Genomic DNA, 14,011 nt, shown 5'->3' with positions numbered 1-14,011 from the left:
ATTCAAATTAACGGGTGGTATAACCACCATTGGCAAAAATGGTTTGTCCAGTAATCCACCAGCCATCTGTCACTAGAAAGCGAATCAAAGGTTCAATATCTTCGATCTTGGTTAAGCCACCTAAAGCAGATGCTGATTTATGATAGGCCACGGCTTCGGGTGCTTCTTGACCGTAGAAAAATGGCGTATCCATTGGGCCTGGTGCGACCGCAGTAACGGAGATGCCACGTTCACCAAACTCTTTGGATGCGGCACGGGTATAATGTTCGACGGGTGCTTTTAAGCCTTCATAGGTTGAATAAAGTCCTGTATACGCTGCAAGTAAACTGGTCACGATGGTGCAGATCTTGCCATTGTCATTCAGATGACGACCTGCCGATTGAATAAAGAAATAGGCAATTTTATTGTTGATGTCATTCATGCCATCAAACTCTTGTTCGGTGGTGTCTAAATATGGTTTTTTCAGCACACGACCTACGGTATTAATCGCAATATCCACACCACCAAAGTTTTCTTTAGCGGTGATAAACAACTGCTCAATATTTTGCATATCGGATAAATCAGCTTGTACCAAAACGGCTTTTGCACCGAGTGCCTGTACGTCTTTTAAGGTTTGTTCGGCATCGGCTTGGGTGGCAGCGCTGTTGTAATGAATCAGTAAATTTGCACCTTGTTCAGCAAACTTGCGTGAAATTAAACCGCCTAAGTTTTTTGCGCCGCCTGTGATCAGTACGGTTTTTCCATTTAAATGATGTTGTGACATGTATTTGTCCTGATGTTGTTTTTGCATAAAAAACATACTAATTGAATTTATTTGTTTGAAATAGTTGTTAGTATTGAACTGATTGTGCAAAGAAGTTGAATAATAAAAATGGATAAGATTGATCGTTTAAGAATCTTTTGTTTGGTGGCAGAGAAGCAGTCTTTTGCACAAGCTGCAGTGCAATTGGGTTTGCCGCGTTCCAATGTGACTTATGCGATTCAAACACTTGAAAAAGAGTATGAGGTATTACTGTTTTATCGCACCACGCGTAAAGTGGCTTTAACCCATGAAGGGAGTTTATTTTACGATGAAGCCATGCGTTTGGTGGCACAGTTAAAAGAGCTGAATCGTTTTAAAACCCATGTGCGTAGTCAGGAAGGGAAGATCAGTATTGGTATGCCGAAACGCTTAGCCACACAAGTTCTGATTCCTCATCTATCTGAATTTTATCAACGTTACCCCAAAGTAAAAGTGTTGGTGAATGGCAGTGATGATTTTTCTAATTTGATCGAGCAACAGCTGGATTGTGTAGTACGTGTCGGACAAGTTCAGGATGAATATCTGCTGATTCGGCCCATTGCCCAAACTGAAATATGGACTGTGGCAGCGCCGCAATATTTGGCAGAGTTTGGCGAACCTCAACGTTTTGAAGAACTACAACAGCACTTCGCCGTGGATTACCATGTCGCTAAACATTATCGAGAGTGGAGTGAGCTTTTATTCCAAGCGCATCGAGTCAAAATGCCTTATCGTTTATTGGTTGAGAATACCGAGGCTTATATTCAGGCAGGTTTAGCAGGCATTGGCATGATTCAAATTCCTGAATTTGATGCAGCGCCTTATGTACAACAGGGACAGTTACAGCGATTATTTATTGATACCCCAAGCTTACAGTTACCCGTCAGTCTGTTGCTAACCGACCGCCAATACCGTCCTAAATATTTTCAGGACTTTATTGACTGGTTAAATGAATTATTAAAAACCAAGTTGTAATGGGAAGGGAACTGCCAATGCATGTGGACAAAGCAGAGAGACAATAAAAAAGCATACCCGAGTATGCTTTTTTATTTTGGCAAGGATTAATACAGACCAAGTAAGAAGCCAGCGCCTAAGGTAAAGAAGCTGAATAACCAGATCCAGCCAAACGAATAGCGCAAATGGCGTCCCATATCGGTACCTGTCAGTCCGACCGCAAGCCAAGTTGCAGGTGAGAATGGGCTGACAAAGGTTCCTGCATTGTTGCCAATCGCCATGGCATACACCACAGAATCTGCATTCACCCCAGCGGTAGCAGTAACTTCCTGCACAATAGGTAGTAATGCAAAGTAATAGGCATCGGTACTGGTAAAGATGTCCATCGGGACACCTAGAATTCCCACCAGAATGTGCAGGCTCGCAATCCATGTACTTGGTAGGATTTTAATGAGATCTAGGGCAATCGATTGCAACATACCTGACTCAGACAAGATTCCGAGGAAGGCACCTGCTGCAAAAATAATGGCAACCATGCTTAGAGCTTGTGGTGCATGACGGCCAATGACTTCAATTTGTGTTTTCGGCTGTGGGAAGTTGACGATCAAGACCAAGGCAAGGGCAATCATAAACACATAAGGTGCAGAGAATAGTCCAAAAGCTAAACAGATAATGGCAGCAACGATCAGACCGAGGTTAAACCATAAATTCTTTGGTTTGGCGTCTTCTTGCAGATCTTCGGCCAGATCTTTGGCCATGCAGTCTTGTTCAAATGGGGTGGTGCCAAGGGCTTGAGCCGCGAGAATACGTTTTTTCTCACGTAAACCCATAAATACGGCAAACACCATCATCCCTGCAACACCCACCACTTGAACGGGAATCAGACTATGCCAGAGTGTGGCAGCATCTAAACCTGTCGCGGCTGAAGCACGTCCCAAAGGCCCACCCCATGGCACCATATTCATTACGCCCATACTGCCTGCCATGAGTAATAGCATCAGATAGGGACTCATGCCCAATTTACGGTAAAGTGGTAATAAGGCTGGAATAATAATTAAAAAAGTGGCAGCGCCTGAACCATCTAAATGCACAATCGCAGCAATCAGGGTGGTCATCACAGCAACGATCACGACATTGCCACGGGTCATTTGCACCATGCGTTTAATCATGGGATCAAAGACATGTAATTCTTTTAAAATGCTAAAAAACAAAATGGCGAATAAAAACATGGTCGCCACTTTGGTCACTTTGGCTAGACCGGCTTCAAAGAAACCAGAAATCTCGCTAATCGAAAAACCAGCAATGAGCGCGCCAATAAGAGGAACAATCGACATTGCAACAATTGGACTGGTTTTACCAGACATCAGTAGCGCAACAATTGTCACAATAATTAGAATACCTATCAGCGTCAGCATTATTTACTCCCTAAAGTTGTAACCTCTTGACATAAAAAAGTGTTAAAAATACACCAAAAATAAAAATTAAAGCGCCGACCATTATGCATAAAAACTTAATTTGTTCTTAAGCTTAAGGATAAAAACTAAACAAACAGGCCGAGAAATGAACATTTTGTTTAATTTTTCTGGAAAATTGGTCATAGAAAAATGATGGTTTTAATGAAAAGTAGCCAAATTTAGAGCGATAACAGAAGATGGCAGCGGTGGATTGAATCACCAACTTTCTAAAAAATACTGTGCTGAGAACAATCAAAATGAAATGACTTGATTTTGACTTCGGTCGTTTTTTGCAGTACAACATAAATTAGAGTAATTACTCTAATTTTTAAAAAGAGGTGAAAATGCAAATTGGTCGACACGTTTGGATGGCGCAGACTTCAGGGGATTTATCCTTAAAAGATCGTATGCTGCTGTTGCGCCACAGCCTTTTTCCTGTGTTAAAACAGAGTATAAAAATGTACAGTTTGGCGAATCGCAACAGACCGACTGTTCAACATGAATTGCGTCTGGATGATCTTATCTTGCCTGATAGCGTAAATGTGCAACGGGCTTTAGAGGAGATGCAGTCTTGTAGCTCAACGTCTCTGCAAAATCATTGTCTTCGTACATGGTGTTATGCCATTGCTTTTGCCAAGATGCAAAACATGCAACGTGATGATGAATTATTAGCAGTTGCCTGCTTATTGCATGATTTAGGGATGACTGAACAACATTATCAGCATCATCAACATTGCCGTTGTTTTGCAGGACAGGGCGCTTATGCTGCAAGAGATTGGTCGCTTGAACAGGGCTGGCAATTGCCTCGTGCAGATCAACTGTTTGATGTGATCAGTATGCATATGAATCCCCATGTCGCATTGACTGAGGGGATAGAAGCGCATTTGCTGCAACAAGCGGCCAGTTGTGACGTTATCGGTAGCCGTGGTTTTGAGTTTTCAGAACAGTTTAGACAGCAATTACAGCAAAGATACCCTCGTCTTGATTTTAATCAGATTATGATTGAATTTACCCAACAGGAAGCACAGCAACGTCCTCGATCTCGTACTGCTATGCTGATGCAGAGTGGCTTTAAGCAGTTGGTGAATTTAAATCCTTATGTGCAATAACGCTCAAAATAAAAAACCACCTTTGCTTTTACAAAAGTGGTTTAGATTTCGGGCACAATTTATTTAGTGATCATGTTCCAGATATTCAGGCTTTTTCGGTAAGGCCCAACTACACATGAAGCAGATTAACAGCATGATAATGACATAGACAAAGAAGGTATTTTCAATGCCTGCATCTTTAAACAATAACGCTACGGATGGCGCGGAACCGCCAAATAAGGCATTACCCACCGCATAGGAGAAACCTACACCTAAGGCACGAACATGCGGCGGGAACATTTCAGCTTTGACCAAACCACTGATCGAAGTATAGAAGCTCAGCAGCATCATCAAGAAAATCAGTAATAGGGTGATGATAACAGGGGAGTCAGCAAAGCTGCGCATACCTGTGACCATGACCGGATAAATAAAGATGGCGCTGAGTAAACTGAATGCCAACATGGAAGCACGACGGCCAATGCGATCTGACAACATACCAAATAAAGGTTGCGCCAACATGAATACAAATAGCGCCGTGGTCATGATAAAGCCAACGGTTTTGCCATCCATACCAATATTGGTGAGGTAGGTTTTTGAATAAACCGTCACTACATAGAAGGTCAGTGAACCCGCAGAGGTATAGCCGACAACCAGTAAGAACGTTTTCCAATGCTGTTTAAGCAAGGCGATTAAGCTACCCGATTCTTCACGTTCAGCATCTTCATGTGACAAGGTTTCTTCTAAACGACTACGGGCGAACAAAGATAATAATGCAGCAATACCGCCGATGACGAAAGGAATACGCCAGCCACCATCATTCAATTGCTGTTCAGTCATAAACCCGAGCAAGATTACCCCGAGTAAACTGGCAAGTAACTGACCACCTGAAAGAGTGACGTACTGGAATGATGCAAAGAAGCCTCGTTGCCCTTTTAAGCCGAGTTCACTCATATAGGTGGCAACAGCACCATACTCACCACCCACAGAGAGACCTTGCAGTAAACGTACCATGAGCAGTAAAAAGGGGGCCCACATCCCGACTTGATCATAAGTCGGTAAGGCTGCGAACAGGAATGAACTGAGTGCCATTAAGCAAATTGAAATGACCATTGATTGCTTACGGCCTTGGCGGTCAGCAATACGTCCGAATAGCCAACTGCCGATTGGGCGCATGAAAAAGCTGGCGCCAAACACCCCCCAAACATAAATGGCTTTGGTGGTTGGATCCATATCTGGAGCGGTCAATGCATGGGTAAAATAGGCAGCAAAAACGGCATAAATATAGAAATCGAACCACTCAACTAAATTCCCTGATGCCGCACCGACGATACCTTTGATACGACTTCTTTTTTCTTCCTTGCTATATGTCTGACTCATATATGTTCCTTTTCAACCAAGCAAGATTCTGTAACTGAATCTTTACAGAATGTTATATACCGCTAAAGAAGCATGAAAATGACACTATTTTGTATGCTTTTTATGAATGTATTTTTAGATAGAGAGAATAATACTGGTTTTTAGCTAAATCATTGACAGATAAAGAATGTCAGAATGGTCAATATTGGGAATTTAATGTTTTTAAAAGCAATTAATTGAGCTGTATCAAGGGACAATCTAGGAACAGGACAAGCTGCTGTTATGTAAATAGATTGTAATAAAGGCATTTTTTAGGATTTTCATCTTTTTATTTCAATTCAATACATGAAGCGCTTGTCTTGGAAGGTGAGCGTGGCAATCGCATTGGAAATATGCGATCCAGAAAATATGCGAGGAGCAAAATCAACAGACGCTACTGATGATTAATGCAGCAAAGCTGTGGATAAGTTTTAGTTTATACACATTAGCTGTTGTGGGCATTGCAGAAAGTTTTTAAAGCAATTGGTTGAGGTCTGGAATCGGACAATCTTTTCTCAATGGGCACGCTTCACCTTGAGTAAATCGACTTAACATCGTTCTGATTTGATGAAGCTGTGCAATCTTCTCATCTATCAAATCTAACTTGTCTTGGAAAATGCTTTGTACTTGTGGGGCAGGGATTTCATCTTGGGCTGTCATCGCTAAAATCTGCTTAATTTCATTGAGCGAGAATCCAAGATTTTTTGCGGTACGAATCAGTTGTAACTGTTGCAGCGTTTGTTCTGAATAATCTTTATAGCCATTATTACAGGTGATGGATTTGATTAACTGCATTTTTTCATAAAAGCGAATGGTATCCCGACTTAAATCCGTCTGTTTTGCCAATTGTCCAATTAACATGGTGATCATCCTTATTATTCTTGAATATGTCTAAAAAATGACTTGACCATTGAGTGTACTCCATCCTTTAGCCTATGCCTACATTCAATCAAAAGAGCATATGAGATGGCGCATAACAACTTAAAAACTCAGCAAGATCAACAAGTCGCTTTGGTCGCAGGTGCAACAGGATTTATTGGCCGTTATTTAATTTTAGAATTATTAAAACAAGGACATAGGGTTTTTGCCTTAGTCCGGAATCAAGCTAAACAACAACCCGTGCTCACAAATTGGCTCAGTCAAAAAGGTGTGTCCTTGAATCAATTGAGCTTTATTCAAGGTGATGTGACACAGGCTAAGCTAGCCATCAGCGAGCAAGATTGGCAAAAATTAAGCACAGTGGACACTTTATATAATAGTAGTGCGTTATTTGCGTGGAATCTGAGTATGCAGCAAGCGCAGTCAGTCAATGTTGAAGGTGCGTTGAACTTATTAACTTGTGTACATCAGCAGTGCGATTTAAAACGTGCAGTACATGTTTCGGGTTATATGTTGACGATCACGAGGCATTTAGAGCAGGCAGGGGTTTGTCATGAACAACCTGAACGTACCCAATGGCCATCTGTGTATCAGCATCTGGGGGCTTATGAAGCATCCAAGATTGAAGCGCATTTTGCATGGATACGACGTGCACAGCAGCTATCGGTAGATTGGACCATTATTCATCCTGCAACAGTAGTTGGCGATGATGTGTCGGGTGAAATTCCCACGAATCAGCCAATCGCACAAATGATTGATGTGCTCAAACGGAGAAAAATGAGTGCCATCCCTGCAACAGCTCAGCATTATCTACCTTTAATCCGTGTCGATGACCTATGTCGGATAATGGTCAGTGCTTCTGTGGATATGGCTTTGTCGAATCAAGCGATGTTGGCTGTCAGTGAAAATAATCTGGCTTTGCATCAACTCACTCAAATGATTGCAGATCAATTACAGGTGAATGCACCAACCAGACATGTGCCGATTGGGCTGTTAAGATTTATTTTAAAGTGGCCGTGGTTGGCAAAAAAATTAGAAATGTCTACGGAAATGCTGAGTTTTCTAAGAACAGAACAGTTGGATCGAGAACGATTGACACAGTTTCAACAGCGCTGGCAGATTTCGACGGGGAATTTAGAAGCAGCGATCCGTAAAACCACCGACTGGATCAATCAAAGCAACTAGAACTTATTTCTAATAAAAAAATAGCCAATCAAAAGATTGGCTATTTTTCTGAATCTAGCTAAAAAGATTACCAGTGTTCGCCTGGGAACAAACGTGCATAGGCACGTTGAATTAAATTCAACTTCTCTTGCTCACCGACAGAAGCAGTAGAACTTGGGAATAAGTTGAAACCAATCGACATTAAAATGTTGTTAATGTCTGGTGCAATCGCATAAGTAATCGAAGCAAGGCGACCTAAGTTCGTCGCGATCTTTTTCGGACGCTTCACGATTGCATAAGCAATTAAATCGGCTGCTTCTTCAGGTGAAAGCGTTGGTACATATTTATAAATTTTGGTTGGTGCAATCATTGGTGTGCGGACCAAAGGCATATAAATAGAGGTAATCGCAATTTTGTGTGAGTGAACTTCCGCAGATAAACAACGACTAAATGCATCCAATGCAGCTTTAGACGCAACGTAAGCAGAAAAGCGAGTTGCGTTGGCAAGAACACCAATTGAGCTGATGTTAATGATTTGACCGTCTTTACGCTGCATCATGTGCGGTAAAACATTCAAGACTAAACGTACTGCACCAAAGTAATTTAACTGCATGGTACGTTCGAAGTCATGGAAACGATCAACTGACTCATGTACCGCACGACGGATTGAACGTCCTGCGTTATTTACAAGAATATCAATGTGATCTACTGCTGCTAAGATTTCTTTTGAAACGGCATCAATAGATTCCATATCATTGAGATCACATGGAAATACGGTCGCTTTTCCACCTTCAGCCTCGATCTCTGCTTTGACCTCATCTAACTTCTCTTTAGTACGAGCGAGCAATAAGACATGAGCACCTGCTTGAGCAAGGTATTTTGAAACCGTTAAACCAATACCACTTGATGCTCCTGTGACAATGATTGTTTTACCGTCGACTTTTTGCTGAAAAAGTTTTTTGAGTTTTGCATTCATGTAAGTTACCTACATTAATCACGCTGTTGTTTGCAATGCCTTCTTATTACGATTAAACACTGCACTTTATTTTGGTGTAATATTAACCGATATTTTTTGTTTGTCTAGTGTAAATATTTGAAAAATAATGTCTTTTTTAGAGTAAAAGCTCTAAAACAAGATCTTGTAATAGTTGAAAAAGCAATAAAAACTTTGTGATTTTGAACAAAAAATAAGCCCCTGAAGAGGGGCTTATTGATTTCATTAAAATTAAACTTGAGCAAGGGCCTGTTCGAGGTCGGCAATCAGGTCATCGACGTGCTCAATCCCAATAGATAATCGCACTAAGTCTTCACTGACGCCTGCTGATTTGAGCTCTTCTGCATTGAGTTGGCGGTGGGTTGTCGTGGCTGGATGGCAAGCTAGACTTTTGGCATCTCCGATATTCACCAGACGGGTAAACAGCTGTAATGCATCAATAAAGCGGGTGCCGCCTGCCAGACCATCCTGAACACCGAAAGAAAGGATGGCAGAAGGTTTACCTTTCACATACTTTTGTGCCAAATGGTGCTGCGGATGGTCTTTTAAACCTGCATAATTTACCCACTTCACTTTTGTATGTTGTTTTAAATATTCGGCAATTTTGATGGCATTTTCGGTATGGCGTTCCATCCGTAGATTCAAGGTTTCCAGTCCTTGTAGGATCAAGAAGACGCTTAATGGACTAATTGCTGCACCGGTATTACGTAATGGCACCACGCGCGCGCGCAATAAAAGCGGCTTCACCTAAGACTTCGACATAATTCACGCCATGATAGCTTGGGTCAGGTGTATTTAAAGCTTTAAAGCGTTCAGGATATTTGCCCCAAGGAAACTTGCCGCTATCGACAATCACGCCACCGATGCTATTGCCGTGTCCGCCGATATACTTGGTCAGTGAATGCACAACAATGTCGGCGCCAAATTCAAATGGCTTTAATAAGGCAGGTGTCGCTACGGTATTATCAACAATAACAGGGACGCCATACTCATGGGCAATTTTGGCAATTGCTTCAAGGTCGATAATATTGCCAAGGGGATTACCAATCGATTCAACAAAGACCAGTTTAGTCTTTTCATCAATAATCTGACGCAATGCTTCTGGATTTTGATAATCGAAGAAACGTACTTCAATGCCTTGCTTTGGCAAGGTATGGGCAAACAGGTTATACGTTCCACCGTATAAGGTGGATACCGATGCAATATTGTCGCCTGCTTCGGCAATGGTTTGAATCGCATAAGTGATTGCCGCCATACCAGAGGCTAAAGCCAATGCCCCAATACCACCTTCAAGTGCCGCAATACGCTGTTCAAGTACGGCCGTGGTCGGGTTCATAATGCGGGTATAGATATTTCCTTGAACTTTAAGATCAAATAAATCTGCCCCATGTTGCGTATTATCAAAGGCATACGAGGTGGTTTGATAAATCGGCACCGCCACTGCTTTGGTGGTTGCTTCTGGTGAATATCCCGCATGAATAGCTAAAGTTTCATCTTTATAAGTCATGATTACATCATCTACGTGTGTTAAATATTGATCGAGTCTAGCGTATATTTTATCCAAAATGGTGCATAATTTTTGCGCTTGATAGTGATTTTAGTGATATAGCGAGTCTTTATCGGTCGTAATTGTTTTTGAAAATGACCAAATAATTCAAACCTGTAATGTCTTGCAAAAGAAAATTCTTTGATCCAGACAAACAAATGTCATCTTAACTTCAAGTCAATTGGGTTTTCAGCGTATAATACGCCGATTATTTTATTCGCTATTTTGCGATGTATTGGTTTTTCTTGAGGAGTCCTGCGTGGCCCAATATATTTATACGATGAATCGAGTGTCGAAAATGGTTCCGCCGAAGCGCGAAATCTTAAAAGACATCTCTTTATCATTTTTCCCAGGCGCAAAAATTGGTGTGCTTGGTTTGAACGGTGCTGGTAAGTCAACCTTACTCCGTATTATGGCTGGCGTAGATAAAGATTTCTCAGGTGAAGCTCGTGCACAACCAGGAATCAAGATCGGCTACTTAGAACAAGAACCGCCACTCGATCCAAGCAAAGACGTTCGTGGTAACGTTGAAGATGGTGTACGTGAAGCACTTGATGCTTTAGCTCGTCTTGATCAAGTTTTCGCTGAATATGCTGAGCCTGATGCAGATTTTGATGCGCTTGCAAAAGAGCAGGAAAAATTAGAATCAATCATCCATGCTTGGGATGCGCATAACCTGAATAACCAGCTTGAAATTGCTGCTGATGCATTGAATCTTCCAGCTTGGGATGCAGATGTATCATTGCTTTCAGGTGGTGAGCGCCGTCGTGTTGCATTATGTCGTTTATTGCTTTCTAAGCCAGATATGTTGCTTCTTGACGAACCAACGAACCATTTAGATGCTGAATCAGTATCTTGGTTAGAGCGTTTCTTGAAAGATTTCCCAGGCACAATCGTAGCGATTACGCATGACCGTTATTTCTTAGATAACGTCGCTGAGTGGATTCTTGAACTTGACCGTGGCATGGGTATTCCTTACCAAGGTAACTATTCTTCTTGGTTAGAACAAAAGAATGCGCGTTTAGAGCAAGAAAACAAGCAAGAAGAATCTTTTGCCAAGGCATTGAAAAAAGAACTGGAATGGGTTCGTTCAAATGCCAAAGGTCAGCAAAAGAAAAACAAAGCGCGTATGGAGCGTTTTGAAGAACTTAACTCACGTGAGTTCCAACAGCGTAACGAAACTTCTGAAATTTATATTCCACCTGGCCCGCGCCTAGGCAATAAAGTTGTAGAAGTTGAAGGCATCAGCAAATCATTTGATGGTCGTCTGCTTTATAAAGACTTAACCTTCACAATACCACCAACTGCGATTGTTGGTATTGTTGGTCCGAACGGTGCGGGTAAGACCACGCTATTCCGTATGATGACTGGCGAACAGCAACCAGATACGGGTACTGTGACTTTAGGTGAGTCAGTTAAAGTGGCTTACGTGGGTCAGATCCGTGATACTTTGGATAATAATAAAACCGTTTGGGAAGAAGTTTCTGGTGGTTTAGATATCCTAAAAATCGGTGAATACGAAATTGCATCGCGTGCTTATATTGGTCGCTTTAACTTTAAAGGCCAAGATCAGCAAAAACGTGTAGGCGAATTATCAGGTGGTGAGCGTAACCGTTTACAACTTGCTAAAATCTTACAGTTGGGTGCAAACGTTATCTTGCTGGATGAGCCATCAAACGACTTGGATATCGAAACTTTACGTGCACTTGAGGATGCAATTCTTGTATTCCCAGGCACAGTGATGGTGGTATCGCATGACCGTTGGTTCCTGGACCGTATTGCAACGCATATCTTGTCATTTGAAAATGAACAGCCTGAGTTCTACGAAGGGAACTATGCTGAATATGAAGCATACCGTCAGTCGCGTTTAGGTGATGCAGCGGTCGCAAAACGTTCTAAATATAAAAAGATTACAGGTTAATTTCTGTCAATAAAAAAAAACCAGCTTCCGAGCTGGTTTTTTTATGCTTATGAAAAAGCTAATTCACTGAATGCGCTATATAAATAGGCTTTCGCTTCAGGATGCCCTAAATGGGCTGCGCGTTCTAACCAATATTGTGCTTTGCCATAATTTTTATCTAAACCTAACTCGCCATGCAAATAGCTTTCGCCGAGTTTAAAAGCGGCATCTGCATTACCACGTAAGGCTGCACGAAGAAAATACCAAACCGCATTGCGGTCATTGGCTGAAATAAAAGGGTGGCTGTCTTGCTCGTGTTCATGATGTGCCAATGTTTGAAAAAACTCAGCTTTATGAATTTCTCGTTCAGACTCAGAGATGATGTTCTGTTGAACCAAACCAGAACAATAGGAATGCAACCGCTGTTTGATACTTGCAATATTCATCATGCAACTCCTTGAGCTAAGTTTTTCATTATTATGTTTTTAATATATGTTTTTTCTTTGCAGCTATTGTTCTATTTGTGTATTCCATAGCTGTGAGAAATGCTATAGAAAATAAGCCAATACCTGATTGTTTAGGTCATTGGCTTATCTAACTGTACCCATTTATTTGTGTCTATTTATTAAAATCACCTCGTAGATCAGACCACATCAGGAGTGGTGTAACAGTAACTACATCGAAGACCATTGCCAAAGGATAGAGCACCATACGGGTTGCGCGTTTGACTGGATGTTTGGTGGTGATGGTGGTCTCTTGTTGTAAGGTAATTGGATAGGGCTGTGCCAATTTTTGTTGGATTTTTTGCTGATCGAGTGCTTGATACAGCTGCCCTTTAAAAAACACATTGATATAAGGATAAGGCGCAGTTTCTTGGTTTTGAATCAAGTCAAAATTTTGTCTAAAACCTAAGGATTTCAATAATTCTTTTTGCTTTGGATTGAGATCCACCATACGGGTGTGATAGCGAATTTGTAATACGCCACGAAAATGATTCGGGTCATCCATGGTCAGTACCAGTGGGCTAGGATGACTAAAGCTGCGTTGCTCGGCTGGAATGGCATGCAAAAGCTTTAGGAGTTCAGTACTACCATCGGTCATTAAGTAATTGAAATCTTTTCCAATAAAGATTAGTCCTTGGCTTTTTTCATTTTGAATGGCTTGTCCAAGCGCCAGAATCTGATCGGTTTTCAGTGTGGTGGTTTGAACCTGTGAGCTTTCATTGGGTAAGGCAGTGGAAAGTAGGCTGGTTGCGCATCCGCTTAATACCATAGCTAAGACCCAAAGAGAGAAGATTTTATACATAAAATACCCGTAACAGAGAACATTGTTATCATGAATGAGAATCAAAAAACGTTTTAAATCAGTGAGAAATTGACTAAAAAATGTTTTGTAATTTTATTACATTGGCATAGCCTGCTATAGTGCCTTTGTGCAATTTACTGTAAGGGTGTGCTGTTGCAACGCTCAACTGTTTTCGTGACCGTCTTGCTGAGTTTGTTCATGTTCCAAAGTTTCTGGAATGTGGCGGCAGCATTTTGCGCGCATGAGACGGTCAGTGAATACAGTACATTGAATCATTTTGGGCATCATGTTGCTGAACAGACACACAGTGCTGAACAAGGCGCTATCTTTGATAAAGTCGCAGCAGATTTACCGATGCCTTTAAGCTTGCAAGATCATCATGACCATCTGCCATCTTGTTTTCATGTGGTGGTGGCTGAAGTTCAGCAACGTGTAAATGAACCGATGTTGCACAGTCAGGACGTAGAACAAAAATATTACTGGTCTAATTCCTACCAGTCACCACATCTCTCTGGATTAAATCCGCCCCCTGTATTGACCCCGCTATAGGT

General features: G+C 41.6%; 12 protein-coding genes and 1 pseudogene. 5 read left to right on the top strand and 8 right to left on the bottom strand.

All coding sequences use genetic code 11. The features are described from left to right. Window positions 1-7: 7 nt before the first annotated feature. On the bottom strand, window positions 8-763 hold the full coding sequence (locus tag F902_RS04505) for an SDR family oxidoreductase (RefSeq protein WP_005201384.1): 756 nt from the start codon (window positions 761-763) through the stop codon (window positions 8-10). Between the two features lie 108 nt (window positions 764-871). On the opposite strand from F902_RS04505, the gene F902_RS04500 reads away from it, so the two are divergent. Continuing rightward, the gene (locus F902_RS04500; RefSeq protein ID WP_004803842.1) at window positions 872-1,756 is read left to right on the top strand and encodes a LysR family transcriptional regulator; all 885 of its coding nucleotides are present in this window, start codon (window positions 872-874) and stop codon (window positions 1,754-1,756) included. 86 nt (window positions 1,757-1,842) lie between these two features. On the opposite strand, the gene F902_RS04495 is transcribed toward F902_RS04500, so the two are convergent. Continuing rightward, window positions 1,843-3,150: a CitMHS family transporter gene (locus F902_RS04495; RefSeq protein WP_004803844.1), complete on the bottom strand. Its 1,308-nt coding sequence runs from the start codon at window positions 3,148-3,150 to the stop codon at window positions 1,843-1,845. A gap of 383 nt (window positions 3,151-3,533) precedes the next feature. Between F902_RS04495 and F902_RS04490 the strand changes: the two genes are divergently transcribed. Further along, window positions 3,534-4,298: an HD domain-containing protein gene (locus F902_RS04490; RefSeq protein WP_005201383.1), complete on the top strand. Its 765-nt coding sequence runs from the start codon at window positions 3,534-3,536 to the stop codon at window positions 4,296-4,298. Between the two features lie 63 nt (window positions 4,299-4,361). Here F902_RS04490 and F902_RS04485 read toward each other — a convergent pair whose 3' ends face one another. Then, window positions 4,362-5,654, bottom strand: a complete 1,293-nt coding sequence (locus F902_RS04485; RefSeq protein ID WP_004803848.1) for an MFS transporter — start codon at window positions 5,652-5,654, stop codon at window positions 4,362-4,364. Between the two features lie 492 nt (window positions 5,655-6,146). Next, a complete protein-coding gene (locus F902_RS04480) occupies window positions 6,147-6,533 on the bottom strand; it encodes a MerR family DNA-binding protein (RefSeq protein ID WP_005201382.1) in 387 nt (128 codons plus the stop codon). 105 nt (window positions 6,534-6,638) lie between these two features. Here F902_RS04480 and F902_RS04475 point away from each other — a divergent pair, with 105 nt between their 5' ends. Beyond that, window positions 6,639-7,736: an SDR family NAD(P)-dependent oxidoreductase gene (locus F902_RS04475; protein WP_005201381.1), complete on the top strand. Its 1,098-nt coding sequence runs from the start codon at window positions 6,639-6,641 to the stop codon at window positions 7,734-7,736. Window positions 7,737-7,803: 67 nt separating this feature from the next. Here the strand turns inward: F902_RS04475 and F902_RS04470 are convergent, their stop codons facing one another. Then, window positions 7,804-8,691, bottom strand: coding sequence for an SDR family NAD(P)-dependent oxidoreductase (locus tag F902_RS04470; RefSeq protein ID WP_004803857.1), 888 nt, complete (start codon window positions 8,689-8,691; stop codon window positions 7,804-7,806). A 249-nt stretch (window positions 8,692-8,940) separates the two neighbouring features. Then, window positions 8,941-10,216: pseudogene (locus F902_RS04465) on the bottom strand (O-acetylhomoserine aminocarboxypropyltransferase/cysteine synthase family protein). A gap of 298 nt (window positions 10,217-10,514) precedes the next feature. Between F902_RS04465 and ettA the strand changes: the two are divergent. Then, window positions 10,515-12,176 (top strand): energy-dependent translational throttle protein EttA, encoded by a 1,662-nt coding sequence (ettA, locus tag F902_RS04460; RefSeq protein ID WP_005201377.1) that lies wholly within the window; start codon window positions 10,515-10,517, stop codon window positions 12,174-12,176. A gap of 47 nt (window positions 12,177-12,223) precedes the next feature. Here ettA and F902_RS04455 read toward each other — a convergent pair whose 3' ends face one another. Next, window positions 12,224-12,601 carry a tetratricopeptide repeat protein gene (locus tag F902_RS04455; RefSeq protein WP_004803862.1) on the bottom strand — a complete coding sequence of 126 codons (378 nt, stop codon included), beginning with the start codon at window positions 12,599-12,601 and terminating at the stop codon, window positions 12,224-12,226. Window positions 12,602-12,773: 172 nt separating this feature from the next. Then, on the bottom strand, window positions 12,774-13,460 hold the full coding sequence (locus F902_RS04450; protein ID WP_005201376.1) for a YidX family protein: 687 nt from the start codon (window positions 13,458-13,460) through the stop codon (window positions 12,774-12,776). 153 nt (window positions 13,461-13,613) lie between these two features. Here F902_RS04450 and F902_RS04445 point away from each other — a divergent pair, with 153 nt between their 5' ends. After that, window positions 13,614-14,009 (top strand): cation efflux protein, CzcI-like, encoded by a 396-nt coding sequence (locus tag F902_RS04445; RefSeq protein ID WP_201772394.1) that lies wholly within the window; start codon window positions 13,614-13,616, stop codon window positions 14,007-14,009. Window positions 14,010-14,011: the final 2 nt, after the last annotated feature.

The sequence above is a fragment of the Acinetobacter higginsii genome, assembly GCF_000369525.1.
Lineage (GTDB): Bacteria > Pseudomonadota > Gammaproteobacteria > Pseudomonadales > Moraxellaceae > Acinetobacter > Acinetobacter higginsii.
Note: the sequence above shows the minus strand (reverse complement) of the source record. Positions and strands in the feature narration are given on the sequence as shown.

What these genes read in the sequence shown, in the direction of transcription:
- F902_RS04505 (WP_005201384.1), bottom strand. Translation starts at nt 763, where the DNA reads ATGTCACAACATCATTTAAATGGAAAAACCGTACTGATCACAGGCGGC.
- F902_RS04500 (WP_004803842.1), top strand. Translation starts at nt 872, where the DNA reads ATGGATAAGATTGATCGTTTAAGAATCTTTTGTTTGGTGGCAGAGAAG.
- F902_RS04495 (WP_004803844.1), bottom strand. Translation starts at nt 3,150, where the DNA reads ATGCTGACGCTGATAGGTATTCTAATTATTGTGACAATTGTTGCGCTA.
- F902_RS04490 (WP_005201383.1), top strand. Translation starts at nt 3,534, where the DNA reads ATGCAAATTGGTCGACACGTTTGGATGGCGCAGACTTCAGGGGATTTA.
- F902_RS04485 (WP_004803848.1), bottom strand. Translation starts at nt 5,654, where the DNA reads ATGAGTCAGACATATAGCAAGGAAGAAAAAAGAAGTCGTATCAAAGGT.
- F902_RS04480 (WP_005201382.1), bottom strand. Translation starts at nt 6,533, where the DNA reads ATGTTAATTGGACAATTGGCAAAACAGACGGATTTAAGTCGGGATACC.
- F902_RS04475 (WP_005201381.1), top strand. Translation starts at nt 6,639, where the DNA reads ATGGCGCATAACAACTTAAAAACTCAGCAAGATCAACAAGTCGCTTTG.
- F902_RS04470 (WP_004803857.1), bottom strand. Translation starts at nt 8,691, where the DNA reads ATGAATGCAAAACTCAAAAAACTTTTTCAGCAAAAAGTCGACGGTAAA.
- F902_RS04455 (WP_004803862.1), bottom strand. Translation starts at nt 12,601, where the DNA reads ATGAATATTGCAAGTATCAAACAGCGGTTGCATTCCTATTGTTCTGGT.
- F902_RS04450 (WP_005201376.1), bottom strand. Translation starts at nt 13,460, where the DNA reads ATGTATAAAATCTTCTCTCTTTGGGTCTTAGCTATGGTATTAAGCGGA.